Origin of the sequence: Pseudoxanthomonas sp. LjRoot127 (genome assembly GCF_964253495.1) — a bacterium.
Lineage (GTDB): Bacteria > Pseudomonadota > Gammaproteobacteria > Xanthomonadales > Xanthomonadaceae > Pseudoxanthomonas_A.
Genome location: NZ_CAXUQR020000001.1, coordinates 3,761,687 through 3,785,542, shown reverse-complemented (window position 1 = coordinate 3,785,542; position 23,856 = coordinate 3,761,687). Strand labels below are relative to the sequence as shown.

Annotated in this window: 26 protein-coding genes; 5 read left to right on the top strand and 21 right to left on the bottom strand. The window is 67.6% G+C overall.

What is annotated here, in order from left to right; translation table 11 throughout:
* Positions 1-202 precede the first annotated feature (202 nt).
* The 12 genes from ACSQ19_RS17910 to ACSQ19_RS17855 form a co-directional block, all read right to left on the bottom strand.
* Positions 203-835, bottom strand: a complete 633-nt coding sequence (locus tag ACSQ19_RS17910) for a response regulator (RefSeq protein WP_296281099.1) — start codon at positions 833-835, stop codon at positions 203-205.
* 214 nt (positions 836-1,049) lie between these two features.
* Positions 1,050-1,634 (bottom strand): PilZ domain-containing protein, encoded by a 585-nt coding sequence (locus ACSQ19_RS17905; protein ID WP_296281097.1) that lies wholly within the window; start codon positions 1,632-1,634, stop codon positions 1,050-1,052.
* Positions 1,635-1,637: 3 nt separating this feature from the next.
* A complete protein-coding gene (locus tag ACSQ19_RS17900) occupies positions 1,638-1,943 on the bottom strand; it encodes a hypothetical protein (protein ID WP_299343745.1) in 306 nt (101 codons plus the stop codon).
* Positions 1,940-2,356: a flagellar export chaperone FliS gene (gene fliS, locus ACSQ19_RS17895; RefSeq protein ID WP_296281094.1), complete on the bottom strand. Its 417-nt coding sequence runs from the start codon at positions 2,354-2,356 to the stop codon at positions 1,940-1,942. Before fliS ends, ACSQ19_RS17900 begins: the two co-directional genes overlap by 4 nt.
* Before the next feature lie 50 nt (positions 2,357-2,406).
* Positions 2,407-3,774 carry a flagellar filament capping protein FliD gene (gene fliD, locus ACSQ19_RS17890; RefSeq protein ID WP_435998892.1) on the bottom strand — a complete coding sequence of 456 codons (1,368 nt, stop codon included), beginning with the start codon at positions 3,772-3,774 and terminating at the stop codon, positions 2,407-2,409.
* A 424-nt stretch (positions 3,775-4,198) separates the two neighbouring features.
* A complete protein-coding gene (locus ACSQ19_RS17885; RefSeq protein ID WP_299343751.1) occupies positions 4,199-5,398 on the bottom strand; it encodes a flagellin in 1,200 nt (399 codons plus the stop codon).
* A 174-nt stretch (positions 5,399-5,572) separates the two neighbouring features.
* Positions 5,573-6,721 (bottom strand): flagellin, encoded by a 1,149-nt coding sequence (locus ACSQ19_RS17880; RefSeq protein ID WP_299343753.1) that lies wholly within the window; start codon positions 6,719-6,721, stop codon positions 5,573-5,575.
* A 186-nt stretch (positions 6,722-6,907) separates the two neighbouring features.
* The gene (locus ACSQ19_RS17875) at positions 6,908-8,113 is read right to left on the bottom strand and encodes a flagellin (protein ID WP_299343755.1); all 1,206 of its coding nucleotides are present in this window, start codon (positions 8,111-8,113) and stop codon (positions 6,908-6,910) included.
* Between the two features lie 79 nt (positions 8,114-8,192).
* Positions 8,193-9,365: a flagellin gene (locus tag ACSQ19_RS17870; protein WP_299343756.1), complete on the bottom strand. Its 1,173-nt coding sequence runs from the start codon at positions 9,363-9,365 to the stop codon at positions 8,193-8,195.
* A gap of 81 nt (positions 9,366-9,446) precedes the next feature.
* On the bottom strand, positions 9,447-10,658 hold the full coding sequence (locus ACSQ19_RS17865; RefSeq protein WP_299343757.1) for a flagellin: 1,212 nt from the start codon (positions 10,656-10,658) through the stop codon (positions 9,447-9,449).
* 361 nt (positions 10,659-11,019) lie between these two features.
* Complete coding sequence (locus ACSQ19_RS17860; RefSeq protein WP_435998888.1) at positions 11,020-11,583, bottom strand: hypothetical protein; 564 nt, start codon at positions 11,581-11,583, stop codon at positions 11,020-11,022.
* Positions 11,567-12,421 carry a hypothetical protein gene (locus tag ACSQ19_RS17855; RefSeq protein WP_435998886.1) on the bottom strand — a complete coding sequence of 285 codons (855 nt, stop codon included), beginning with the start codon at positions 12,419-12,421 and terminating at the stop codon, positions 11,567-11,569. The genes ACSQ19_RS17860 and ACSQ19_RS17855 overlap by 17 nt, the downstream gene beginning before the upstream one ends.
* Positions 12,422-12,546: 125 nt before the next feature.
* Here ACSQ19_RS17855 and ACSQ19_RS17850 point away from each other — a divergent pair, with 125 nt between their 5' ends.
* Positions 12,547-12,999, top strand: coding sequence for a hypothetical protein (locus ACSQ19_RS17850; protein WP_435998884.1), 453 nt, complete (start codon positions 12,547-12,549; stop codon positions 12,997-12,999).
* 61 nt (positions 13,000-13,060) lie between these two features.
* Here ACSQ19_RS17850 and ACSQ19_RS17845 read toward each other — a convergent pair whose 3' ends face one another.
* A complete protein-coding gene (locus ACSQ19_RS17845) occupies positions 13,061-13,468 on the bottom strand; it encodes a GFA family protein (RefSeq protein WP_299343764.1) in 408 nt (135 codons plus the stop codon).
* Positions 13,469-13,555: 87 nt separating this feature from the next.
* Here ACSQ19_RS17845 and ACSQ19_RS17840 point away from each other — a divergent pair, with 87 nt between their 5' ends.
* The gene (locus ACSQ19_RS17840) at positions 13,556-14,509 is read left to right on the top strand and encodes a helix-turn-helix transcriptional regulator (RefSeq protein ID WP_435998881.1); all 954 of its coding nucleotides are present in this window, start codon (positions 13,556-13,558) and stop codon (positions 14,507-14,509) included.
* A gap of 51 nt (positions 14,510-14,560) precedes the next feature.
* On the opposite strand, the gene ACSQ19_RS17835 is transcribed toward ACSQ19_RS17840, so the two are convergent.
* Complete coding sequence (locus ACSQ19_RS17835) at positions 14,561-15,187, bottom strand: TetR/AcrR family transcriptional regulator (RefSeq protein WP_296282972.1); 627 nt, start codon at positions 15,185-15,187, stop codon at positions 14,561-14,563.
* A complete protein-coding gene (locus ACSQ19_RS17830; protein ID WP_296282974.1) occupies positions 15,187-15,444 on the bottom strand; it encodes an acyl-CoA-binding protein in 258 nt (85 codons plus the stop codon). Before ACSQ19_RS17830 ends, ACSQ19_RS17835 begins: the two co-directional genes overlap by 1 nt.
* A gap of 151 nt (positions 15,445-15,595) precedes the next feature.
* On the opposite strand from ACSQ19_RS17830, the gene ACSQ19_RS17825 reads away from it, so the two are divergent.
* Positions 15,596-17,584 (top strand): SDR family oxidoreductase, encoded by a 1,989-nt coding sequence (locus tag ACSQ19_RS17825; RefSeq protein WP_296282975.1) that lies wholly within the window; start codon positions 15,596-15,598, stop codon positions 17,582-17,584.
* A 78-nt stretch (positions 17,585-17,662) separates the two neighbouring features.
* Here ACSQ19_RS17825 and ACSQ19_RS17820 read toward each other — a convergent pair whose 3' ends face one another.
* The 4 genes from ACSQ19_RS17820 to ACSQ19_RS17805 all read right to left on the bottom strand — a co-directional run bounded on the left by ACSQ19_RS17820 (position 17,663) and on the right by ACSQ19_RS17805 (position 21,271).
* Positions 17,663-18,091, bottom strand: coding sequence for a group II truncated hemoglobin (locus tag ACSQ19_RS17820; protein ID WP_435998878.1), 429 nt, complete (start codon positions 18,089-18,091; stop codon positions 17,663-17,665).
* 84 nt (positions 18,092-18,175) lie between these two features.
* Complete coding sequence (locus ACSQ19_RS17815; protein WP_435998876.1) at positions 18,176-19,129, bottom strand: restriction endonuclease; 954 nt, start codon at positions 19,127-19,129, stop codon at positions 18,176-18,178.
* Positions 19,130-19,371: 242 nt separating this feature from the next.
* Complete coding sequence (locus ACSQ19_RS17810) at positions 19,372-19,932, bottom strand: phasin family protein (protein ID WP_435998874.1); 561 nt, start codon at positions 19,930-19,932, stop codon at positions 19,372-19,374.
* A 94-nt stretch (positions 19,933-20,026) separates the two neighbouring features.
* A complete protein-coding gene (locus ACSQ19_RS17805; protein WP_296282982.1) occupies positions 20,027-21,271 on the bottom strand; it encodes a patatin-like phospholipase family protein in 1,245 nt (414 codons plus the stop codon).
* Between the two features lie 86 nt (positions 21,272-21,357).
* Between ACSQ19_RS17805 and ACSQ19_RS17800 the strand changes: the two genes are divergently transcribed.
* On the top strand, positions 21,358-22,074 hold the full coding sequence (locus ACSQ19_RS17800) for an FFLEELY motif protein (RefSeq protein ID WP_296282983.1): 717 nt from the start codon (positions 21,358-21,360) through the stop codon (positions 22,072-22,074).
* A gap of 3 nt (positions 22,075-22,077) precedes the next feature.
* On the opposite strand, the gene ACSQ19_RS17795 is transcribed toward ACSQ19_RS17800, so the two are convergent.
* Positions 22,078-22,353 carry a polyhydroxyalkanoic acid system family protein gene (locus ACSQ19_RS17795; RefSeq protein WP_296282985.1) on the bottom strand — a complete coding sequence of 92 codons (276 nt, stop codon included), beginning with the start codon at positions 22,351-22,353 and terminating at the stop codon, positions 22,078-22,080.
* 98 nt (positions 22,354-22,451) lie between these two features.
* On the opposite strand from ACSQ19_RS17795, the gene ACSQ19_RS17790 reads away from it, so the two are divergent.
* Positions 22,452-23,255 carry an FHA domain-containing protein gene (locus ACSQ19_RS17790; protein ID WP_296282986.1) on the top strand — a complete coding sequence of 268 codons (804 nt, stop codon included), beginning with the start codon at positions 22,452-22,454 and terminating at the stop codon, positions 23,253-23,255.
* On the opposite strand, the gene msrQ is transcribed toward ACSQ19_RS17790, so the two are convergent.
* Positions 23,224-23,853 (bottom strand): protein-methionine-sulfoxide reductase heme-binding subunit MsrQ, encoded by a 630-nt coding sequence (msrQ, locus tag ACSQ19_RS17785; RefSeq protein ID WP_296282988.1) that lies wholly within the window; start codon positions 23,851-23,853, stop codon positions 23,224-23,226. The genes ACSQ19_RS17790 and msrQ overlap by 32 nt on opposite strands.
* Positions 23,854-23,856 lie beyond the last annotated feature (3 nt).

Below are 23,856 nucleotides of genomic sequence, written 5' to 3'. Positions count from 1 at the left end.
GCTTCACATCGTGTTGACACTGTGCGGGTCGGGTGACGGAAAAAAAATCAGGGCGTTTCTGGTCGTGCTGCGGGCACGCCCCACCTGCCGTCAGGGTTTCCCCTACGACGTCGGTTCAATGGCGGAGGCAGGCGCCCGGAAGGGCGTGGCGATAACGGAATTCCGTCACGGAAGCGGTGTCGCTCCCGGGATACTGCAAGGCTCAGGCCAGTTCGTTCTGGTGGCGCGCGGCCAGCAGCAGCAGATCGTTGGCGCGGCGGCAGCCCAGCGATTCCATCATCCGCGCGCGGTGCGTTTCGACGGTCTTGACGCTGATGCCGAGCTGGGCGGCGATTTCCTTGCTGCTCATGCCGCTGCCGAGCTGGCGCAGGATTTCGCGCTGGCGCGGCGAGAGTGCGGCGATGCCGGTCGGACGCTGCGGGTTGAGCATCGGCGCCAGCATCTTCGACGACACCTGCGGGCTCAGGAATACCTGGCCGTCGGCGGCCGCACGCAACGCGAGTTCCAGTTCCATCGGCGCGGCTTCCTTCACCACGAAGCCGGCGCAGCCGCGATCGAGCGCCACGCGTACCTGGGTGGGATCGTTGTGCATCGACATCATCACCACGCGCGTCTGCGGCAGCGATTCGCGCAACAGGGGCAGCAGGTCCAGGCCACTGCGGTCGGGCAGGGACAGGTCCAGCAGGATCAGGTCGGGGCGGTGGATCGCCGCCATGTCGAGCGCCTGTTGGGCATTGCAGGCCTCGGCCACGACATCGACGTCGGGCAGGGCCTGCAGCAGCCGGCCGATGCCGGCGCGGACCAGGGTGTGGTCGTCGACGATGAGTACACGCACGGGAGAAATCAGTCGTTGTCGCGTTGCAGGATCAAGTCACCATAACGGTGCACGTGCGCGGCGCCAATTCATAATCGCGATGGAGCGGTGAAAGCACGACGCACGTCACGCTTGCGGCGTCCGTGTCCCGCCGAAAACAGCGAATACCGCAGATTGTCGACGTGACGCGCGCACGGCCGCTGGTGCGCTCCCGGACGATCTGCGCGAAACGCGTTTACGTCCGGCTGGCCAGCTGCCGTGCTTCGGCGACCTGGCGGCGATGCAGGCGGAACAGGTGACGGTCCAGCGCTTCCGCCAGGCCGGCATTCAGGGCATCGAACTGCAGCCACAGGTGGAACAGTCCCTGCGATCCCTCGACATGGTCCAGCACGGTCGCCGGCAACTCGATCTGGTCGCTCAGCCACGTCGCCGGTTGTACCGTGACGATGCCGGGCGTACCGCTTGCGCAGGCGGGCAGCGAGGCCGCGTCCAGGCGAATGCCCCGATGCGACCAGCGCAGGCCGGTCACGGGAAGCGCGGCTTCGTGGCGGCGTGAGAGCCGGCCCAGCAGCGAGAGCACCAGGTCCAGCTTGGCTTCGATGCGCTGCTGCGTGGGCGTGGATTCCTTGCGTTCTTCCGGATCGTCGCCGCGGACGTCTTCGGCGACGGCCAATCCCTTCAGCAGCGCTTCCGAGGGTGCCTGCATCAACGCGCGCTGGCCGGCGTCGAAGCGCGCCGGCAGCACGACGTCACAGGTGAGCGCGCCATCGAAGAGCGCGTGCTCGGCGGGGTGCTCGACCAGCACGATCGGGGTAGTCATGGCTCATCCCTCGACGACGGACAGGTACGCGCGCGCGGCACGATCCGCGCGTTGCGTGGCGTGCATGCGTACGCGCGCCTGCTCGCGGGCGTCCTGCATGCTCTTCTGCAGTTCCAGCTGCGCGCGCAGCAGGACGGCCAGCGCGTCGTAGCCTGCGCTCCGGCCGCCGTCGGCATGGAGGAAGGCGCGCACGTCGTGGTCGTGGCGATTGAGCAGGCGCTCCACGTCTTCCAGTTCACCGGCGTGCAGGGCGCGACGCATGGCGTCCAGCTGGGCGAACAGCTCGTCGAGGGCCGGCGCGGTGCTCATCCTGCCGCGGCCATCGCCGGGACCTGGCGCTGCTCGTTGGGAATGGCGTTCCACGCTGACTCGATTTCGCCCAGCAGGTCCAGCGATTCGCGCAGGGCGGCGGGATCGTTGTGGAGGTTGGCTTCGATCAGGCGCGTCTGCACGTAGTCGTAAAGGGCCGACAGGCTGCCGGCGATCTCGCCGCCCGCCTCGTGGTCGAGCGAGCCGTTGAGGTGGCCGATGATGGCGCTGACTTCGCCGATGGCCTTGCCCTTGCGGGCCAGGTCGCCGCGCATCACGCAGGCTTCCGCCAGGCGCAGGCGCTCGCAGGCGCCCGCCAGCAGCAGGGCGACCAGACGGTGCGGATCCGCTTCCATCACGGCGCTGCTGAGGCCGGTGTTGCGGTACTGCGCGGCGTAGGACTGAAGTGACATTCCATTTCTCCTGGGGATCCGGTCGGGGAGGCGGTCCGGACCCGCGGTGATTAACTGCTCGTCTGAGCGGTGAGCGACGCCAGTTGCTGGGCGAGGGCGGAACTGGTGGTGTTCATCTGCGAAATCATGCTGTCCAGCGCCACGAACTGCGCCTTGTAGCGGTTGCCGACGGCCTCCATGCGCGCATCCAGTGCGGTGCGCTGCGTGGCGACATCCTTGATCTGCGCGTTCAGCCCGTTGGTGCGCAGGGTGAACGCGCCATCGGTGCCCACATAGCTGCTGACCGCGGTCTGCAGCCGGCCGGCGAACGCGGTGTCGCCGGTGAAGGCGGTGCGGATCTTCTCCGGGTCAGCCGTCAGGGCCGCGGTGAACTTGCTGCTGTCGAACACAAGCGTGCCGTCGGAGGTCGGATAACCCTTGGTCTGCAGGCCGATCGTCTTCGCATCCAGTCCCTGCGCCGCCAGGCCGCCGAGCAGGTCGCCCATCAGGTTGCGCAACTGGCCGGCCGCGCTGCGCATCTGCGCGTCGCCGGTCAGCGCCGAAGGCTCGTTGCTTTCGGCGTTGTACTTGGTGCTGGCGTTGATCGCGCCGATGGCGGTGTTGTACGCGGTCACGACATCCTGCATCAGCTTGCTGGCGGCCGCGGTGTCGGTCGATACGGTGACCGTGCTGGTGCCCTTGGTCTTCAGGTCGAGGGTCAGGCCGGGCACCGCTTCGGTGATCTTGTTGGTGCTGGCGGTGACGGTCAGACCATCGATGAGCACTTCGGCATCCGCGGCCGGCACGCGTTCCTGCAGGCTGGTGGCGAGCGACTGCAGGTCGCTGCCGCCCGAGGCGAAGGTCAGGGTGATGCCGTTCGCGGCGCCGGTCTTGTCCGAGGACACCGACAGGTACTGGCCGTCATTGGAGGTCAGCACGCTCGCCTGCACGCCCTTGCTGCGGGCGACGTCGTTGATGGCGCTGCGCACGTCCTGGAGGGTTGCGCCCTCGGCGATGTCGATGGCCAGCGACTCGCCGCCGACGGTCAGCGTCAATTGCCCGGCGCCGAAGGTCTGGGTGGCGCCGACCGGGGTGTTGGTGATCCATTTGTTGGCGGTGGCCAGCTCGACCACCTCAACGTTGTAGATGCCGTTGGGCGTGCCGCTGGCGACGCTGGCCCCGGCGACCGTGTCGGTGCCGGACTTGACCGAGCGCACGTCGAACGCGGTGGCGGACTTCAGGGCCTTGAGCGCGGTATCAAGCGTGCTGAAGGCGGAACTGACGGTGCCGATGGCCGAGAGCTTGAACTTTGCCTGGCTCTCGATGCGGTTCAGGCGATTGTCGGCGGGCTTGCGATCGGCCGCGACCAGCTGTTCGACCATGCCGGTGATGTCCAGCCCCGAACCGATGCCGCCGTAACCCAGCGAATAATCTGCCATTGCCCTGTCTCCTGTCTGACCCTTTCCGCAAAAAGGGGAGGCCGGGCGGGCCGCCATCCGATCACGAATGGGACCCGCCCGTGCAGTACCAATAACGGCCCGGCTGAGCCGTTCTTTAGCCGCATTTCTCCGTCTCCCACCGCCGCCGTGGGTCCGGCGTGCTGGTAAGAAATGCGGTCGACGGCGGTGATGCAGGGTTTGTGCCAGTGGGGTGGCGAGTGAGCGGAGAGGCGCGGGGACCGAATGGAGGCGAATGCTGCCGAGCCGGCTGGACGCGTTTGCTCACGCCTCACGCGTCACACTCACTCCTGCAAAAAAAAGACCCCCGCCGTTGCCGGCAGGGGTTGGGGTACTGCCAAACGGAGGGAGACGAATCCGTCCGTGACGACAGGGAACTACTAAGGAGCAGACGGGCGGCCGCGTATCAGCGCAGCAGGGACATCACGTTCTGGGGCACCTGGTTGGCCTGGGCGAGCATGGCCGTACCGGCCTGCTGCAGGATCTGGGTGCGGGTCAGTTCGGCGGTTTCCTTGGCGAAGTCGGTGTCGCGGATGCGGCTGCGCGAGGCGGCCAGGTTTTCCGAGCTGGTCTGCAGGTTGGCGACCACCGAGGTGAAGCGGTTCTGCACCGCACCCAGGTCGGCGCGGGCCGAGTTCACCACGGTCAGCGCCTTGTCGACGATGGTCACGGCGCGTGAGGCATTGAGGTACGACGTGACGTCAAGGTCGGACAGGCCCTTGATCTCGCCGGCGCCGGGCGTACCGCCATTCACGCCGGTGCCGGAGGTGATGCCGGCGACGCCGCTGGTGCCGTAGACGATGTTGATCGCAGCGGGCGCGCCGCTTGCGTTCACGGCTTCACCTACCGTGTAGAACGCGCCGGTCGTACCCGTGGATTCGGCGTAGATGCCATGCTCGCCGACCTTGGCGTTGATCGCGCCCATCACCTTGGCGGTGACCTGTGCCCCGGTCTCGCCAGCTTTCACGTCGACATCGTCGATGGCGATCGTCTTGCCGGCGGAATTGGTCACCGAGATCGCCGTGATCTTGCCGTCGGCGGTCGCCGTACCGGTCATGACGTTGACACCGCCGGTGGAGCCGAATTGCGCCTTGCCAAGCGAGGCGGCCTTGGCGTCGACGGTCTTGTCGATGGCGATGGCCTGGCCGGCATTGGCGCCCACCTGGAACAGCTGGCTGGAGAACGAACCGTCCAGCAGCTTGGTGCCGTTGAACTCCGACTGCTTGGCCACGCGATCGATCTCGGCGGTCAGCTGCTTGACCTCGGCGTTCAGCGCGGCGCGGTCGGAGGAGGAATTGGTCGCGTTGGACGACTGCACGGCCAGTTCGCGGATGCGTTGCAGGTTGTTGCCGATCTCGGTCAGCGAGCCTTCGGCGACCTGCGCCAGCGAGATGCCATCGTTGGCATTGCGCACGGCGACATCGAGGCCCCGGATCTGGGTGCTGAAGCGTTCGGAGATCGCCAGGCCGGCCGCGTCGTCCTTCGCACTGTTGATGCGCAGGCCGGACGAGAGACGCTGGATGGTGGTGGCGAGAGAGGCGCCGCTGGTGCTCAGGTTGCGCTGGGCGTTCAACGACATCGTGTTGGTGTTGATGACCTGTGCCATGGCGCGGACCTGTGGAAAAGAAGAAAGGGGTTACAACAGAGAAGGAATGCCCGGCGCCCGCCACCAGACCGGTGTGGGGCGGAGAGGTGGCGGGGCCACCTCTCCCGGCGCGAAACGGAGGGAGACGAATCCTTCCGGGGTGCCTGCGCCAGGCAACGATTCCCGTGAAGCGGTTTAGCGGAGCAGGGACATCACGTTCTGGGGCACTTGGTTGGCCTGGGCGAGCATGGCCGTACCGGCCTGCTGCAGGATCTGGGTGCGGGTCAGTTCGGCGGTTTCCTTGGCGAAGTCGGTATCGCGGATGCGGCTGCGCGAGGCGGCCAGGTTTTCCGAGCTGGTCTGCAGGTTGGCGACCACCGAGGTGAAGCGGTTCTGCACCGCACCCAGGTCGGCGCGGGCGCCGTTGACCGAGGTCAGCGCGGAATCGACGATTTCCAGCGCCTTCTGTGCGCCTTCCACCGAGGTGATGTCGAGATCCTTGACGAACGAGGCCGTGGCGGTCGCTGCGGCGGTGGTCGTAGCGGCCGTCAGGCCCGACCCGGTCACCGTGCCACCCACCACCAGGTCCTTGCCGGCCTTCACCGAGTTCAGGGTCACCTGGTCGGCGGTCACCGACGCGTACACGCCGGTCTCACCCATTTTCGCGTTGATCGCGGTCGCCAGCGTCTTGGCGATGTCGTCGCCGCTGGTGCCGTTGGTGTAAGCGACGGTGTCGATCGCGATCGCGTTGATCGTCAGGCCGGCAATGCTGCCGTCCGCGCCTGCGTCGGCGATCGCCGTGCCGGTGACGTCGGCGGCGAACTTGATGTTGCCCAGCGACTGCGAGCGCGCGTCGACCACCTTGTCGATGGCGATGGCCTGGCCGGCGTTGGCACCGACCTGGAACAGCTGGCTGGAGAACGAACCGTCCAGCAGCTTGGTGCCGTTGAACTCGGACTGCTTGGCGACGCGGTCGATTTCCGACGCCAGCTGCTTCACTTCGGCGTTCAGCGCGGCGCGGTCGGAGGAGGAATTGGTCGCGTTGGCCGACTGCACCGACAGCTCACGGATGCGCTGCAGGTTGTTGCCGATCTCGGTCAGCGAGCCTTCGGCGACCTGGGCCAGCGAGATGCCGTCGTTGGCATTGCGCACGGCGACATCGAGGCCGCGGATCTGCGTGCTGAAACGCTCGGAGATGGCCAGGCCGGCCGCGTCGTCCTTCGCGCTGTTGATGCGCAGGCCGGAAGACAGGCGCTGGATGGTGGTGGCGAGCGAAGCGCCGCTGGTGCTCAGGTTGCGCTGAGCATTCAACGACATCGTGTTGGTGTTGATGACCTGTGCCATGACGGAGTCCTGGAAAAAGGGAGAGTGAAGCGGGGTACGCGGAGCAGAAGCGGGGAGGAATGCCCGGCGCCCGCCACCAAGCCGGTGGAGGGCGGACGGATGGCGGGGCCATCCATCCCGGCGCGAAACGGAGGGAGACGAATCCTTCCGGGACGCCTGCGCCAGGCGACGATTCCTGTGAAGCGGTTAGCGGAGCAGGGACATCACGTTCTGGGGCACCTGGTTGGCCTGGGCCAGCATGGCCGTACCGGCCTGCTGCAGGATCTGGGTGCGGGTCAGTTCGGCGGTTTCCTTGGCGAAGTCGGTGTCGCGGATGCGGCTGCGCGAAGCGGCCAGGTTTTCCGAGCTGGTCTGCAGGTTGGCGACCACCGAGGTGAAGCGGTTCTGCACTGCACCCAGGTCGGCACGCGCGCCGTTAACGGCGGTCAGGGCCTTGTCGACGATTTCCAGCGCCTGCTGCGCGCCCTTGACCGAGCTGATGTCCAGGTTGGCGGCGTACTGCTTGGTGGTGGCGACCGTGCTGGCGGCGACGTCGGCCGGGGCGGTACCGCCGGTCCAGGTGCCGGTCTCGATCGCGATGCCCTTGAACGCACCGTTGGTGCCGACGCTGTCCTTGACCGAAGTCAGGTTGATCGCACCCGCGGCGCCGAGTTCGGCGTACACGCCGCTCTCGCCGATCTTGGCGTTGATCGCGGTGACCATGGCCTTCGCGGCCGCGTCCCGGGTACCTGCGGCGGTGCCCTGGGCGGCTACGTCGACGGTGTCGATGGTGACCGTGGCGCCATCGGCGTTGGTCAGCTGCAGGCCTTCGATCTTGAGGGCGGTGACGCCGTCGGCGGGAGTCGCCGTGGTGAAGGTGGCCGTGGCGAACATCGCACCGCCCAGCGCATTGGCCTTGGCATCGACGGTCTTGTCGATGGCGATGGCCTGGCCGGCGTTGGCGCCGACCTGGAACAGCTGGCTGGAGAACGAACCGTCCAGCAGCTTGGTGCCGTTGAACTCGGACTGCTTGGCGACGCGGTCGATTTCGGCGGTCAGCTGCTTGACTTCCGCATTCAGCGCAGCACGGTCGGACGAGGAGTTCGTCGCGTTGGCCGACTGCACCGACAGCTCACGGATGCGCTGCAGGTTGTTGCCGATCTCGGTCAGCGAGCCTTCCGCCACCTGGGCCAGCGAAATGCCGTCGTTGGCGTTGCGGACCGCGACGTCGAGGCCGCGGATCTGCGTGCTGAAGCGTTCGGAAATCGCCAGGCCGGCGGCGTCGTCCTTGGCGCTGTTGATGCGGAGACCCGACGACAGACGCTGGATGGTTGTGGCGAGCGAGGCGCCGCTGGTGCTCAGGTTGCGCTGAGCGTTGAGCGACATCGTGTTGGTGTTGATTACCTGTGCCATGGAGGGTTCCTCAAGGCGGTGGAGAGGTGGGCATCAGGCGTGCGGGGAGAGTGCCGCCCGCCCGATGCCGTTCAGCGGTTTAGCGGAGCAGGGACATCACGTTCTGCGGCACCTGGTTGGCCTGGGCGAGCATGGCCGTACCGGCCTGCTGCAGGATCTGGGTGCGGGTCAGTTCGGCGGTTTCCTTGGCGAAGTCGGTGTCGCGGATGCGGCTGCGCGAGGCGGCCAGGTTTTCCGAGCTGGTCTGCAGGTTGGCAACCACCGAGGTGAAGCGGTTCTGCACAGCACCCAGGTCGGCGCGGGCACCGTTGACCGAGGTCAAGGCCTTGTCGACGATTTCCAGCGCCTGCTGTGCGCCCTTGACCGAGCTGATGTCCAGGTTGCTGGCGTACTGCTTGGTCGGTGCCGCGCCGGCGGTGTAGCCGGCCGCCGTGGTGGCGAATGCGGTGAACGCGCCGCTGCTGTTGACGCTGTCCTTGACCGAGGTCAGGGTGACCGCGCCCGCCGCGTTGGCTTCGGCATACACGCCGGTTTCGCCGACCTTGCTGTTGATGTGCGCGGCCAGCTGCTTGCCGGTTTCGCTGGCGTTGGCGGCGGCCAGGCCGACGCTCTTGACGGTCAGGGCGTCGAAGCTGACCGCCGTGCCCTTGCTGTCGGTGATGGTAAACGCCGCGACCACCTGGTCGGTATTGTCCGTGCCCGTCACCGCCGCGATCGTGCCGGTGGCGAACTGGGCGCCGCCCAGCGCATTGGCCTTGGCATCGACAGTCTTGTCGATGGCGATGGCCTGGCCGGCGTTGGCGCCGACCTGGAACAGCTGGCTGGAGAACGAACCGTCCAGCAGCTTGGTGCCGTTGAACTCGGACTGCTTGGCGACGCGGTCGATTTCGGCGGTCAGCTGCTTGACTTCCGCATTCAGCGCAGCACGGTCGGACGAGGAGTTCGTCGCGTTGGCCGACTGCACCGACAGCTCACGGATGCGCTGCAGGTTGTTGCCGATCTCGGTCAGCGAGCCTTCCGCCACCTGGGCCAGCGAGATGCCGTCGTTGGCGTTGCGGACCGCGACGTCGAGGCCGCGGATCTGCGTGCTGAAGCGTTCGGAAATCGCCAGGCCGGCGGCGTCGTCCTTGGCGCTGTTGATGCGGAGACCCGACGACAGACGCTGGATGGTCGTGGCGAGCGAGGCGCCGCTGGTGCTCAGGTTGCGCTGAGCATTCAACGACATCGTGTTGGTGTTGATTACCTGTGCCATGAGAAGGTTTCCTTAGGCGTTTGTCGCACGGGGGATGGAGGTTCCAACGCTTCCCGGCCGTGCAACCCGGGACGCAAAGGCTTAGTTCCGCAGCAGGGACATCACGTTCTGGGGCACCTGGTTGGCCTGGGCCAGCATGGCCGTGCCGGCCTGCTGCAGGATCTGGGTGCGGGTCAGTTCGGCGGTTTCCTTGGCGAAGTCGGTATCGCGGATGCGGCTGCGCGAGGCGGCCAGGTTTTCCGAGCTGGTCTGCAGGTTGGCGACCACCGAGGTGAAGCGGTTCTGGATGGCACCCAGGTCGGCGCGGGCGCCATTGACCGAGGTCAGGGCCTTGTCGACCACTTCCAGCGCGCGCTGCGAACCGGCGAACGTGGTGATGTCCAGGCCCTGGACGAAGCTGCCCGCCGCGGCCAGGTCGCCGCCGTTGGTGCTGGTTTCGGTCAGGCCGAGGTTGGCGGCGGTCGACGCGGTGGCGCCGGCGACCACGGGGCCGCCGAAGGCCAGTGCGAATTCCTGTCCGCCCTTGATGCCGCTCAGGTTGATGACGCCGGCCTTGACCTCGGCATAGACGCCGGTTTCGCCCAGCCGGGCGTTCAGCGCGGCCGCCGCGCCCTGGGTGATCGACTGGCCGGCCTTCACTTCGAAGGCGCCGATATCGTACGTGGTCGCCGTGCCGCCGGTCGGCGTGACCGTGACCTGCAACTGCGAGAAGGTGGTGTCCGCTGCCGCCGCATCGGCGCCCAGTGCGGTGCCGGTGTACAGGTTGGCGAAGGTTACGCCGCCCAGCGTCTGCGCGCGGGCGTCCACGACCTTGTCGATGGCGATGGCCTGGCCGGCGTTGGCGCCGACCTGGAACAGCTGGCTGGTGAAGGAGCCGTCCAGCAGCTTGGTGCCGTTGAAGTCGGCCTGCTTGGCGACGCGGTCGATTTCGGCGGTCAGCTGCTTGACTTCGGCATTCAGGGCGGCGCGGTCGGACGCGGAGTTGCTGGCGTTGGAGGACTGCACGGCCAGTTCGCGGATGCGCTGCAGGTTGTTGCCGATCTCGGTCAGCGAGCCTTCCGCCACCTGGGCCAGCGAGATGCCGTCGTTGGCGTTGCGGACCGCGACGTCGAGGCCGCGGATCTGGGTGCTGAAGCGTTCGGAGATGGCCAGACCGGCCGCGTCGTCCTTCGCACTGTTGATGCGCAGGCCCGACGACAGGCGCTGGATGGTGGTGGCCAGAGAAGCGCCGCTGGTGCTCAGGTTGCGCTGAGCGTTGAGCGACATCGTGTTGGTGTTGATTACCTGTGCCATGTTCGTCTCCTCTTATTTGGATTCACGGCGTTGAAGGGAAAAGACGCTGCCGGATTGTTTTGTTGGGCTAGTCGTCTTCGTGTTGCGAAATGAATAACGGCGCTGCCCAAAAAACCTTTAGGGGGTCGTCGAAAAAATGTGCTAGGTCGCCGAAACCCCTGTGGCGCAGGCGTTTCGGTGGATGCGCGAAAGCGTGGAAAAGGGCTAAAGAAGGCACGCAGGCTGCCGTTAAGGCGCGCTCGCGGGCGCGAGTACACCCCAGGGCGCGTCGCAGGCGCGCACGAACGTGCGCGCATGGCGCGGTCGCAGGGTGCAGGTGCAAGGCAGGATGAAGGCGTGCGCGCGACGCGCACGTGGTGCATCAGCGCGTGGGTATCCGCCAGGCGTCGTCGGGATCGGCGAGCAGCGAGAGCGAAGGCATGCGGTATTCGCAGCCGACCAGCGTGCGCCCCTGCAGGCCCGGCTGTTCGCCGGGATAGACCACCAGCGCGTGCCCGTCGTCCAGCGCGGCGGACAGCGGTGCGTCCTTGCTGTCCTCCAGCGCGCGCTCGAGCTGGGCAGTGGCCTGCTCGATCGGGCTGTCCACCAGCAGCAGCACGCGACTGTCGGTGATGACTACCGCATCGCTGCGATGGCCCCATGCCTGCACCGGCGCTTCCAGCCGGTAGAGGTCCATCATCGGCGCGCTGTACTGGCGTTCGGTCTGCACGAACTCCGTGGGACGTTCACGCCGGAGGCGTTGCAGCAATGCCGGCAGGTCGGCAATCGCGGTGCGGCACGTGAGGGCGTCCAGCAGCGTGTCCGTGGGTCCGGGCGCAGGTACCGGCGCCGGTGCGACGGCCGCTTGCGCGGACGCCGGGCTGCGAGCGCCGGCCAGCGACAGCGCCGCCAGCACGAGTGGCCAGGCCTTACTCGATCTGCGCATTCGCGTGGGCAGCGTCCAGTGCTTCCATGGCATCGCGCGGTTTCAGCTTGCCCGCTTTCTCGAACGACGCAGCGGCCGCATCTTCCTTCTTGTCGCCATGCAGGAGCAGCAGCACGTTGGCGTACTCGACGTGGGCGATGGGCGAATCGGGTGTGAGCTTCAGCGCGGTCTTGATGTGCGACTCGGCTTCACCCGCCTTGGCACCGTACGTCAGCCCGCCGATCATGGCGCCGATCTTGTCGATGATCTCGGCGTGGTAAAGCGCCAGCGCCGTGTGCGCCTCGGCATGCTTGGGCTCGCGCTCCAGGGTGGCGTCGAGCGCGGCCCGCACCTTGCCGGCGATCCCCTGCTTGAGTGCCTTGGCGATGCTCAGCCCCTGGCTGTAGCGGCCCAGCGCAAAGGCGTGGCGATAGTGACTGTTCGCCTCGCCGGGCAAGGCCTTGACGGCAGCCTCCGCCAGCGTCGCCGCCTGCTCGAAGCGCCTCAGTCGTTCGGCTTCGTCGTCCACCAGATACGTGGCATGGATTCCCATGGCCTTGACCGCCACCGAGGCGCCCAGCGGGCCCAGGGCCTCGCCAGCCTCGAACGCCGTCTGGAAGTCGCCGCGATGGAAGGCGCGCCATGCCTCCTGCAGGCGCTGCGCCAGTTCGGCGGGCTCGATCCCCTTGGCGGCCTTGCCTGCCGCGGCGATCAGCGCCTTGGCGCGTTTTTCGTCGGGGTAGGGCTCCTGGTCGCCGGCATGCAGGGCAGGCCAGGCTTTCTTGAGTGCATCGCCGGCATAGGCGTAGGCCTTGGCGTCGTGCGGAAACGGAGCCCACTTGGATGATTTCGCTGCCATCGATCGTCCCTCCCAGGATGCCGCGAGCATCGCCGCGAACCGCGTCCGCAGGCAACCCCTACGCATTCCATCGCGACAACGGCCAATAGTGTGATTGCTCGACGCAGGCCGGACAGCATCCCGTCATGGAAGCCGGCCGTCGCGGCCGGCATGTGGATCGCCCCATGGCCGCCAAGAAGAACACCCGCAAGACCCCCGAACCCACCCTGCGCCACGTCTGGCTCGCTGGCCTGGGCCTGATCGCCGTCGCTCGCCGCGAAGCCCTCACCACCTTCGCCGACGCTGCAGGAAAACTCCAGGCCGCGCGCCAGCAGGCGGAAGCGCTTGCCGGGCAAGCCCGGCGCGATGTACGGGAGCGCCTGGCGGAGGCCCGCGAGCAGGGCGAGGCGAGCGTGGAGCGCTTCAGCGCCGATGTCGAAGCCCGCCTGCAGCCCGTGCTGGTCAAGCTGGGCCTGAAGGCGTCGGCGCGCAAGAAGCCCGCGTCCCGCACCCGCAAGAAGCCGGCGGCCAAGCGCACGCGCGCCGCTGCGCCCCGCAAGGCCGCCGCGAAGCGTCCGGCCCGCCGCAGCCGCGCTTGAGGCCGATGATCCCGGACTGGACGCCCCGGCATGCCGGGGCGTCCTGCGTTTCGGGGGCCGATCAGAGGTGCGCGGTAATCGCAGGCTCCGAGAACCAGTCGTTGTCGCGGCCGTTGGCGTAGCGGATCGGGATCTCCGCCAGCAGGGCGGGTTCCACATCGTCCAGGCAGGCGACGTTCACCGAGTAATAGCGCCCGCCCAACACCTCCAGCTCGCCGCGTCCGAACGACTTGACGCCGCAGTGACGGCAAAACAGGTGTTCCACCATGCCCGTGCCGAACGGATAGCGCGTCAGCGCTTCTTCACCCTGCAGCAGGCGGAAGGCATCCGGCTTCACCACCACGCCCCAGTACCGCGTCTTGGCGCAGACCGAGCAGTTGCAGCGGCCGCTTCCGGCGGACAGGTCGAGGTCGGCTTCGTAACGCACGGCGCCGCAATGGCAGCTGCCGGTGTACGTCTGGACGGTCATGGGGACGCGCTCGCTGCAGGAGGGAGGCTCCAGTGTTCCCTCTATCGAGGACAGAATCAGTCCTCAATGCCGGGGCATACTGGCTCCATGCTCAGTACGTCCAACCGCCTTCTCCGCCTGCTGTCGCTGATGCAGTCCCGTCGCCATTGGACCGGTGCCGAGCTGAGCCAGCGGCTGGAAATCGACCGCCGCACCCTCCGCCGCGATGTCGAGCGGTTGCGCGAACTGGGTTACCCCATCGATGCTTCGCCCGGGCTGGGCGGCGGCTACCGCCTCGGCGCCGGATCCGCGATGCCGCCGGTACTGCTGGAGGATGACGAAGCCGTTGCGGTGGCCGTGGCGCTGCGCACGGCCGCTGCCAGCGTGGGGCGGATGGAAGACACGGCGCTGCGGCTGCTGTCGAAACTCGACCAGTGGCTGCCGGCGCGCCTGCGCAAGCGCGCCAGCGCGCTGTATTCGGTCACCCTGTCGCTGGCCGGCGGCCTGCCGACCTCCGATGTGGATCTCCTGCTGCGTATCGCCGGCGCCTGTCGCGACGGGTTCCGCCTGCGCATGCACTACCGCGACCGCAGCCAGCGTGCCACCGAACGCCTGATCGAACCGCTGCGCCTGGTGCACACGGGCAGCCGCTGGTATCTGGTGGCCTGGGACCTGAAGCGGGAAGACTGGCGTACGTTCCGCGTCGATCGCGTGGAGGCGCTGCACGACACCGGCACGCAGTTCCCGCCCCGCGCGTTCCCGGGCGACGTCGCCGACTACGTGGCCAAGTCCATCACGCAGCCGTTCACCCGCTTCCAGGTCAGGCTGCGGTTGCCGGGTTCCATCGAAGAACAGGCCGCGCGCGTGCCGCCGTGGTGCGGGATCCTCGAGGCCGGCGATGCGGACCATTGCATGCTCGAGCTCGGGGCGGAATCCGTCGATGCGCTGCTCGCGCTGATGGCGCTGATCGGCCCGGACTTCGAGATCGTCGATGATCGTGGACTGCTGCCCGACCTGCGGGCGGCATCGGCCCGCCTGGGCGCGACGCTGGCGGCGGCCTGAAAGGGAAGGTTCGGCACGCCGCGCGTCCGGCGCGCACGATGCCGGGGCCGCTCAGGCGGTGTAAGCCTGCGTCAGCGTATTCAGATGGACGCGCTCGGCATCGCGCAGGAAAGGCGCCACCAGCATCATCACCTGCACGATGCCCTGCCGGATGGCGGCCTGCTCATCCTTTTCGCCACGCGCGGAGGCATAGTTGAGCCAGAACGTCGAGACCACCAGCACGTTGGTGGCGGTGGCGGCGAGTTCCGCCGCCGAGGCCCGCATCACGCCCGCGTGTCCCATTCCCCGCATCACCGCATGCGCGCTGTCGTCGGCGCGCTTGAGGATGCGCGCGAAGCGCATGCGCAGCCGCCGGTTGCGGCTGAGTATCTCGACCAGATCGCGGTAGAGGAACCGGTAGTCCCAGATGCACTCGAACACCAGGTGCAGCTGCAGCCAGATGTCTTCGAGGCCCGGCAGGCGCTCGGTGGGCGGGGTCAGTGCGGCGTCCATGCGCTCTTCGTACCGTGCGAAGAGCTGCTCGATGATGTCGTCCTTGTTGCGGAAGTGGTAGTACAGGTTGCCGGGGCTGATCTCCAGCTCGTCGGCGATGTGGTTCGTCGTGACGTGAGGCTCGCCCTGTGTGTTGAACATCGCCAGGGCGGCGTCGAGGATGCGCTGGCGCGTGTCGCGTGCCACTACGCGATGAGCTTCTTCACCAGGTCCACGTACTTCTTCTGCGCGTCTTCCTGCGGAGTACCCTTCAGCTTGGCCCAGGCTTCGTACTTGGCCGTACCGACGAAATCGAAGAAGCCCGGCTTGTCGCCCTTCACGTCGCCCTCGGCGCCCTGCTTGTACAGGCCGTACAGGCGCAGCAGCGTGTCGTTGTCCGGACGCTCCGACAGCGTCTGGATGTCCTTGGATGCCTGTTCGAATGCGCTCTTCAGATCTGCCATGGATGATCCCTCCCAGTGATCGGGGCCATCTGACCACGGGTGGTGGGGGCGGTCAATCCGTGACGGGATTGTCGAACGTGGGCCGCTCTGGCAAGTTAGCCCGCAGGGCGGTCGGAGGGGCTGGCCCACACAACTCGAGGGATGGGTCGTCATGAGCTATTTCGTCACGGGCGCCACGGGATTCATTGGCCGCTATCTGGTCGGCAACCTCCTCAAGCGCAGCGGGACGGTCCACGTGCTGGTCCGCAAGGACTCGCAGAAGAAGTTCGACGCCATCGCGAAGAAAGCGGGCTGGGACATGAAGCGCGTGGCGGTGGTGCACGGTGACATGACCAAGCCGAAGTGCGGCCTGACCCCCGCCCAGTTGCGTGCCCTCACCGGCAAGGTGAAGCATTTCTTCCACCTGGCCGCGGTCTACGACCTGACCGCCAGCCGCGAAGCGCAGCAGGCAGCCAACATCGACGGCACGCAGCACGCACTCGACCTGGCGGCGGCGCTGAAGGCCGGCTGCTTCCACCACACCAGTTCCATCGCCGCCGCCGGCCTGTACCCGGGCATCTTCCGCGAGGACATGTTCGAGGAAGCCGAAGGCCTGGACGATCCCTACCTGCGCACCAAGCACGACTCCGAAGGCCTGGTGCGCAAGGAAACCCGCATCAAGTGGCGGATCTACCGCCCCGGCATGGTCGTCGGCCACTCGAAGACCGGCGAGATCGACAAGATCGATGGCCCGTACTACTTCTTCACCCTTATCAAGAAGCTGCGCGAACTCCTGCCGCAGTGGGTGCCGGTGCTCGGCATCGAGGGGGGGCGCATCAACATCGTGCCGGTGGATTTCGTCGCCGACGCGATGGACCATATCGCGCACAAGCCGAAGCTGGACGGGCACACCTTCCACCTGACCGACCCGGAACCCATGCGCGTCGGTGAGGTGCTCAACACGTTCTGCCGCGCCGGCCACGCGCCGGAGATGACCATGCGCATCGATGCGCGCATGTTCGCCTTCGTGCCGGGCAGCATCCGCATGGCCGTGGGCAACCTGCCGCCGGTGCGCCGTTTCATCGGCATGCTGCTGCGCGATTTCAAGATCCCGAAAGAGGTGTTGAAGTTCATCACCTATCCGACGCGCTTCGACAGCCGCGAGACGGAGCGGGCGCTGAAGGGCAGCGGCATCGCCGTGCCGCGGCTGGACGACTATGCGTGGCGCCTGTGGGACTACTGGGAGCGCCACCTCGACCCGGACCTGTTCATAGATCGCTCGTTGAAGGGGAAGGTGCGCAACAAGGTGGTCGTCATCACCGGCGGTTCCTCCGGCATCGGTCTGTCCACCGCCCAGCGCGTGGCCGAAGCGGGCGCGACCACGATCATCGTGGCGCGTGGCGAAGAGGAACTGTTCAAGGCCCGCGACGACATGAAGAAGGCGGGCGGCAAGGTCTTCGCCTACACCGCCGACCTGGCGGACATGGCCGACTGCGACCGGCTGGTGAAGACCGTGCTCGACGAGCACGGCCAGGTCGACATCCTGATCAACAACGCCGGCCGCTCGATCCGCCGTTCCATCGAGGCCAGCTACGACCGTTTCCATGATTTCGAGCGCACCATGCAGCTGAACTACTTCGGCAGCATCCGCCTAATCATGGGCTTCCTGCCGAAGATGACCGAGCGTCGAAAGGGCCACATCATCAACATCAGTTCGATCGGTGTGCTGGCGAACTCGCCGCGCTTCTCGGCGTATGTCGCATCGAAGGCGGCGCTGGACGCGTTCAGCCGCTGCGCGCAGGGCGAGCTGTCGGGCAAGGGCATCAGCTTCACCACCATCAACATGCCGCTGGTGAAGACGCCGATGATCGCGCCGACCAAGATGTACGACAGCGTGCCGACGCTGTCGCCGGAGGAAGCGGCCGACCTGCTGGTCAAGGCGATCATCGAGAAGCCCAGCCGCATCGCGACCCGCCTCGGCATCTTCGCGGCCCTCGTCAATGCGGTGGCGCCGAAGGCGTACGAGGTGGTGATGAACACGGCCTTCGAGCTGTTCCCCGATTCCGCCGCCGCCAAGGGCGACCGCAAGGCGCTGAAGGAGTCCGCGCCGAGCCAGGAACAGATCGCGTTCGCGTCGCTGATGCGGGGCGTGCACTGGTAGTGGCGTCGCGCCGGGCCGGCGCGGCGTCGCCATCGATGCCGATCGCGCGGCAGCGAACGCAGCGGAGCAAGCTCCGCTCTACGCGTCCCGGGGATCCGTCCACCGCAGCGGCACCGCTTGCATGTTCCGCATGTGCAGCGCGAGCGGCTCGATCCGCGACCATAGAAACTCCCGCAGTTCCGTGTCCGCCACCGTCTCCGTCATGGCGCCGTGGAAGCAGGCCAGCCAGCCGCTGGCTTCCTCCATGCCGATCCGGAACGGCAGGTGGCGGGCGCGCAGCATCGGCGCGCCGTGTTTCCGGGTGAACAATGGCGGCCCGCCGAGCCAGCCGCTGAGGAACTCGAGCAGCTTCTGCTCGCTGCCCTCAAGCGTATCCGGATGCTGCGCGCGGACCGCGGCCGCTTCCGGCAACGTGTCCATCAACGCATACATGCGCTGCGTCATCCGGCGCAGGCCGGCTTCGCCGCCGATGCGGTCGTAAGGCGTGGGTTCGGGGACGTCGGTCATGGGGCAAAGCGTGGGGGCCGTGTGGCCATCATCCCGGGAGCGACATGGCACGCACAGCGACGGAGTGTCGCGGTGCGCCGGCGATCACATCGTCTTGCACTGGCGCCAGCGCACCGGCTCGCTGCTTCCCGGTGGCGGATTGAGCTGCACGCGGGTCGCGCGCAGGGCCGGGTAGCGCTCGAGTTCCAGGCAGATCCACGGCCAGATGTCCTTCTCGCTGGCGACGCGATCGATGCTCAGCGTCAGCTTGGTCTGCCAGACGCCGCGCGTGATGCCGGGGGTCTTGGACAGCGCCTTGAGCACGTCGCGCATCTGCACCTCCAGTTCCTCCTCCGTCGGTTCCCGGAACGTGGCCTGCGGGGCGGTGACGGTGGGTGGCGGTGGTGTGCTCGGGCGGGCCGAGGACGCAGGCGGCACCGCAGCGGGCACGTCGTCCATCGACGCCGGATGTCCGCTGGACCAGGCGACCATCGCCAGCGCGCCCAGGGCGACCGCGCCCAGCCAAGAGATGCCCGTATGGCGCTTGGCACGACCGCTGGCGTACTGATCGATCTGTTCGCGCAGCGCGGGTTCGATCAGGTGGCGTACCTGCGGCCACAGGCGGGGGCCGTCGAGCAGTTCGATGTTCGTGCCCTGCGCCGCATCGCGGCCTTCCTTTTCCACCTTGCCTTCGGTGGCGAGGATGCCGCCCTGTGCGGCGCCCAGGCGAATGCTGGCCGCCAGTTCATGGACCGGCGCGGCGGCGATCCGATAGGCAGACCCATGCTTGCAGGACAGCAGCCAGCGCTCGTCGCCGCGATGCAGCAGGAAGGTCGACTGTGGTTCGCGGGATTCCTGCGGTTCGGGCGAGGCCTCCACCAGTCCGCGGCCGGCCATCGCGGCCAGGACGAGCTTGGAGAATTCGCGCCAGCGCAATCCGGACAGCGCATGCAGGCCGTAGGTCATTTCATCGCGGGGGCGACGCACCAGCCAGAGATAGGCGGTCGCCGCGATGCCGCTCACCAAGGTGACGGCCAAGCCAAGGAGCCAAAGGGACATGCGTCGCGGATGCGTTGTTGTTATTAGGACCGCGATTCTACCGGGCCGGCCCGGCGCGTGTCTTTCGATGGCCGCTCGGCGTCGCGGAATGCAGGCAAAGAAAAGCCCGCCAGTCCGAAGCCGTAAGGGGAGGGGAGCAAACGAACTTCGATGGACTGGCGGGCGGAATGATTGTTACGCCATTCGATGGTGCTGCGCAACAAAATTTTGTTCAGAAAAGCCTGCAAAAACGCGCTGCAGCCTTATGGTGCAGCCTTCTTGCGCGATGCACGTTTGGCGGGCGTTTTCTTCGCGGCGGGCGCCGCTTTTTTGACGCTGGCCTTGCGCGGGCGTGCCGCACGGGCCGACTTCGCCGCAGGCGCGCCGCCGAGCTTGCGCAGCTCGGCATTCAACGCATCGACGCGGTCGATCAGCGCGGAGAGGTCTTCGCGGCTGGGGACCTCGAGTCTGCGCAGCGCGCGGTGCACGCGCTCTTCGAAAACCTTCTCGAGGCGATCCCACGTATCCGATGCGCGCTCGCGCGCCTGCCCGACCGTGGTCTCCACCGCATCCCGCATGGCCTGCGCCTTGCCGCCGGCCGCCTTGCGCGTGATGTGCTCCAGCGACAAGCCTTCCTTCACCAGCGTTTCGAACAGCTTGGTGCCCTCGGCCTGCGCGCGGCCGAACGCCCCGACGCCCGCCAGCCACACCTGCTGCGCCGATTCGCCCAGGCGCCTGGACATCTGCTCGGCCTGCGCCTGCAGGTCGTCGTTGCGGGAAGCGGAAGCGGTCTTCTTGCGTGCGGATTTCTTCAGCGTGGCCATGGCGTTCCGTCGTTCGTTGGAGAAAGGAGTGCGCGCCAGAATCGACGGCGCGTCTAGAGTTTTCACACCAGCCGGTGATGTGTCCGTGATCGGCTCAGGAACTGCGCGTCGCGCGCCGGCGCGACACCAGCTGGTCGACATCGTCCAGGGCGCGGCGCAGGCGGGCCGTGGTCTCGGTCATGCGCGGGGTCACGTCGAGTCCGTCCAGGATCGAACGGTGGCGGTCGCTGACGATGTCCTCGTTGTAGCGGATGCCATGGGCGGCCAGCATCGGCTTGAGCACGGCGGCGCGCTTGCGCAGGTCGGCCAGCGTATTGCGGTAGGCCAGCTGGCACACGCGGTGGCGCGAGGAAAAGCTGAAAAGGTTGGTGAAGAACAGTTCGCTGTCGTCCGAGTTCGGTTCGAACACCAGCTGATCGATGTCCGGGTAGCGATGCGGGTACTTCTCCATGCCGATCTGCATGCGCGACTGCAGCAGCGTGCGCAGCGTCTGCGACAACACGGCGGGCAGGCCGCCGCTGGCGAGGCCGACCTGTTCGGCCTGGTCCGCCTGCGGTGCGGCCTGGTTGGCATCGAACGGCACCAGCGGGTTGATGCCGATCATCAGGTCGATGCCACGGTCCAGCACGGTGCTGGCGTGCATCGTGCGGCGGAGGGCGCCGTCGAGGAAATGGCGGCCGCCGATCTCCACCGGCGGATACAGGCCGGGCAGGGCGGAGCTGGCCTGCACGGCGCGCGAGATCGGGATGTCGTCCCAGCCCTCTTCGCCGAACCGCACGGCCTCGCCGCTGTCCAGATCGACCGCGACCACGAACAGGTCCGCGTCCAGGGTGCGGAAATCGTTGCTGCGGCCGCGGCGGCTGAAGATGTCGCGCAGGAAGCGTTCGACCTCTTCGTTGTCGAAGATGCCGGTCGGCACCAGGCCACCGAAGCGGAGGAACAGGTCCGACCAGCGGGTGGCGCGGCGCGGATTCCGCAGCAGGCGTTGCAGCCAGTCGGCATACAGGCCCGGCAGGCTCGCGGCGCGGCGCAGGTACTCGCCGACATTGGGGCGCAGGAAGGTTTCCGGGCGGAACTGGGCGTCGTCGCTGGTGCCGGTGATGAAGATGCGGCACATCTCGGCCGTCCCCATGCGGTTGGCCAGCCCCGCCGCGAGGAAGGCACCGGAACTGACGCCCACGTAGCAGTCCATCCGGGTCAGGTCCAGGCCGTCCAGCGCTTCGTCCAGGGCGCGCAGCGCGCCGAGTTCGTACATGCCGCCGATGGGGCCGCCGCCGGCGATGGCCAGTCCGATCTTGCCGTTGTGGCCCCGTTGCCGCGCGCTGTGGATCGAAAGCATGTACTACCCGTGATGACGTTGCCGGCCGAGTGTAGCCGACCGGTCGCCGGCTTGCGGTGGTCGCGCCTGGCCGGGATCATGGCGCCATGGCCCGAGGAAATCCGTTGATCGAACGCGTCGGCAGGCGCCTGGCCTGGCACCAGGCGGCGCACGACCCGGCCCGCGAGCCGCGCAACCGGCTGCGCTGGCTCCCCGAAGTCCGGCGATGGCAGGCCGCCCGCCTGGAGGCCAGCTTCGCCCATTTCCTGAATGACCCGACACGACGGGCGGCGGCGATGTTTTTCCTGACCGATGTCTACGGCGACCATGATTTCAGTGGTCGTGATGCCAATGTCGCCAAGGTGATGCCGATGATGCAGCGCCTGTTGCCGGGCGCGGTGCTGGAGACGGTGGCGCACGGCATCGAACTGGGCGTGCTGACGCATGCGCTGGACATGCGCATGGCCGAGGCGCTGCATCGCTTGGCGCCCCAGCGTCGCAAGCTGGACGCGCGCCTTTACGGCGAGGCCTATCGCCAGGTCGGGTTGCCCCGCTTGCGCAGGCACCAGATCGATCTGATCGCCGAGGTGGGGGTCGGGCTCGCGCGCGCGGTGAAGACGCCGGGCGTGGCCACACTGCTCAAGCTGTCGCGCGGCCCGGCCAAGGCCACCGGCCTGGGCGAACTGCAGGGCTTCCTCGAGCGCGGTTTCGCCGCGTTTGCCGCGCTGGGCGATGGCAAGGCGTTCGTGCGCGACATCGAGCGGGCGGAACGGGCGGTGTCCCGGCGGCTCTTCTCGTCGGACCCGGACCCGTTCCGGGACTGAGCGTCAGTCGAACTTCTCGCTGAGTACCCGACGGATCTCGGCTTCGATCGGGCCCTTCATCGCCGACAGCAGAAAGCCCAGGTTCGCGGTGACCCGCAGCGTGTCGTCGAGCAGGGCGATCTTGCCGTCCACGCCCGACCGGCTGAAGTTGAGCGTGTCGCCGTCCCATCCGTAATCCATGTCGAAGCGCTCGGCGAGCTTCTTCGCGACGCCCTCGATGGCCTTGCGCGCCTGCGCCGGCGACTTGGAATGGGGATGCTTGATGTCGATGCTGGCCATGCGCGGCTCCTGTGACGTGGCGGTATTCTGCGGGCCGCCGCGTGAAGATGCCAAGCCGGTGCTGCCGGCCACGCGCCAACCTGCTAGGCTCCCGTCGCGTGCAGAACCTCCGACTTCATTTCAGCAACCGCCCTGCGCCTGACCGGCCACTCACCACCGGCGTGCACCGCATCGTGCGCGAGGCCGCCGGCACCATCGGAGTCGGCGATGCGCTGCAGGGTGCATTGCTCGCGCAGATATGCGTCGACCGGCGCGGGCTGTGGCTGCAGGTGGCCAACGGGATGCGCGGGGTCCACATCAACGGCCGGCCGGTGAAGCGCATGGCCGTACTCCGCCCGGGCGACGCGGTCTATGTGGAAGGCGTCGAGCTGCTGCTGCAGTCCGGCTACGCGCCGGCGTCCGATCTGCACACCAGCGACGCCGGTCAAGGCGATGTGCGCGTGGTGCTGCGCGGCCTGGGCGGCAAGTACCACGGCAGGAGCGTATCGCTCGAGCAGCCCCGGATCGTCGGACGCGCCCGCGATGCGCACATCCGCATCGACGACCCCGGTTTTGCCGAGCGGCACGCGCGGCTCGAGTTGCGGGGCGAGCGCGTGCTGCTGCGCGACCTGGGGTCCTCCGAGGGCACCCGGGTCAACGGGGTCGCGGTCCGGGATGCGCTGCTGTCGGCGGGTGACCAGATCGTGTTCGATGCGCAGCACCGTTTCGTGCTGGAAGTGCCGTGGGCGCCGACGGCCAGGGTCGACGAGCCCGCCCCGCTGGAAGACGCCGATCGCGACCACCCGGTGGCCGATGCGGACCGTCCGGCGGGCCCGTCCGCGCTTCGCTGGCCATGGTTGCTGCTTGCGGCGTTGCTGATGGCCGGCGCGCTCAGCGCGCTGCTGCTGTTCGGCGCCGGCTGACCGATTTCCACAGGCGCCAGCCCAACAGCACCGCCAGGATGCCGGCGTACAGCAGCGGCTCGCGGATGTCGGATTTCACCAGCCACCAGAAGTGCAGCACGGCCAGCACGCCGATGGCGTACACCAGCTTGTGCAGTTGGCCCCAGCGCCGGCCGAGCCGGCGCATCCAGCCCTGGGTCGAGGTGATCGCCAGCGGCACCAGCAACAGCCAGGCGGTGAAGCCCACCGTGATGTAGGGACGCTTGGCGATCTCCTCGAAGATCTGCGTCCAGTATCCGCGCAGGTCCAGGCCCAAGTAGACCGCCAGGTGCAGCGTGGCATAGAAGAAGGCGTAGAGCCCCAGCATGCGCCGGAAGCGCAGCAGCACCGGCTGCCCGGTCAACTGGCGAAGGGGAGTGACCGCCAGCGCCACCATCAGCAGGCGCAGCGCCCACAGGCCGGTGCGGTGCTCGATCTCCGCCACCGGATCCGCGCCCAGCGCATCGCTGCCGCGCTGCCATACGTCGTAGAACTGCCACCCCAGGATCGCCAGCGGCGTCAGCGCCAGCGCATGCACCACGCTCTTGGCCGCCACCAGGCCTGCGGACGCCTTACGCATCGT

Bases quoted from the DNA above. Each gene is read 5' to 3' on its own strand.
- ACSQ19_RS17805 (WP_296282982.1), bottom strand. From the start codon at position 21,271: ATGCTTTCGATCCACAGCGCGCGGCAACGGGGCCACAACGGCAAGATC.
- ACSQ19_RS17825 (WP_296282975.1), top strand. From the start codon at position 15,596: ATGAGCTATTTCGTCACGGGCGCCACGGGATTCATTGGCCGCTATCTG.
- ACSQ19_RS17875 (WP_299343755.1), bottom strand. From the start codon at position 8,113: ATGGCACAGGTAATCAACACCAACACGATGTCGCTCAACGCTCAGCGC.
- ACSQ19_RS17795 (WP_296282985.1), bottom strand. From the start codon at position 22,353: ATGGCCAGCATCGACATCAAGCATCCCCATTCCAAGTCGCCGGCGCAG.
- ACSQ19_RS17860 (WP_435998888.1), bottom strand. From the start codon at position 11,583: ATGCGCAGATCGAGTAAGGCCTGGCCACTCGTGCTGGCGGCGCTGTCG.
- ACSQ19_RS17880 (WP_299343753.1), bottom strand. From the start codon at position 6,721: ATGGCACAGGTCATCAACACCAACACGATGTCGTTGAATGCTCAGCGC.
- ACSQ19_RS17905 (WP_296281097.1), bottom strand. From the start codon at position 1,634: ATGACTACCCCGATCGTGCTGGTCGAGCACCCCGCCGAGCACGCGCTC.
- ACSQ19_RS17900 (WP_299343745.1), bottom strand. From the start codon at position 1,943: ATGAGCACCGCGCCGGCCCTCGACGAGCTGTTCGCCCAGCTGGACGCC.
- msrQ (WP_296282988.1), bottom strand. From the start codon at position 23,853: ATGCGTAAGGCGTCCGCAGGCCTGGTGGCGGCCAAGAGCGTGGTGCAT.
- ACSQ19_RS17885 (WP_299343751.1), bottom strand. From the start codon at position 5,398: ATGGCACAGGTCATCAACACCAACACGATGTCGTTGAACGCCCAGCGC.
- ACSQ19_RS17845 (WP_299343764.1), bottom strand. From the start codon at position 13,468: ATGACCGTCCAGACGTACACCGGCAGCTGCCATTGCGGCGCCGTGCGT.
- ACSQ19_RS17855 (WP_435998886.1), bottom strand. From the start codon at position 12,421: ATGGCAGCGAAATCATCCAAGTGGGCTCCGTTTCCGCACGACGCCAAG.
- ACSQ19_RS17820 (WP_435998878.1), bottom strand. From the start codon at position 18,091: ATGACCGACGTCCCCGAACCCACGCCTTACGACCGCATCGGCGGCGAA.
- fliD (WP_435998892.1), bottom strand. From the start codon at position 3,774: ATGGCAGATTATTCGCTGGGTTACGGCGGCATCGGTTCGGGGCTGGAC.
- ACSQ19_RS17815 (WP_435998876.1), bottom strand. From the start codon at position 19,129: ATGTCCCTTTGGCTCCTTGGCTTGGCCGTCACCTTGGTGAGCGGCATC.
- ACSQ19_RS17840 (WP_435998881.1), top strand. From the start codon at position 13,556: ATGCTCAGTACGTCCAACCGCCTTCTCCGCCTGCTGTCGCTGATGCAG.
- ACSQ19_RS17865 (WP_299343757.1), bottom strand. From the start codon at position 10,658: ATGGCACAGGTAATCAACACCAACACGATGTCGCTCAACGCTCAGCGC.
- fliS (WP_296281094.1), bottom strand. From the start codon at position 2,356: ATGTCACTTCAGTCCTACGCCGCGCAGTACCGCAACACCGGCCTCAGC.
- ACSQ19_RS17810 (WP_435998874.1), bottom strand. From the start codon at position 19,932: ATGGCCACGCTGAAGAAATCCGCACGCAAGAAGACCGCTTCCGCTTCC.
- ACSQ19_RS17800 (WP_296282983.1), top strand. From the start codon at position 21,358: ATGGCCCGAGGAAATCCGTTGATCGAACGCGTCGGCAGGCGCCTGGCC.
- ACSQ19_RS17870 (WP_299343756.1), bottom strand. From the start codon at position 9,365: ATGGCACAGGTAATCAACACCAACACGATGTCGTTGAATGCTCAGCGC.
- ACSQ19_RS17830 (WP_296282974.1), bottom strand. From the start codon at position 15,444: ATGGCAGATCTGAAGAGCGCATTCGAACAGGCATCCAAGGACATCCAG.
- ACSQ19_RS17850 (WP_435998884.1), top strand. From the start codon at position 12,547: ATGGAAGCCGGCCGTCGCGGCCGGCATGTGGATCGCCCCATGGCCGCC.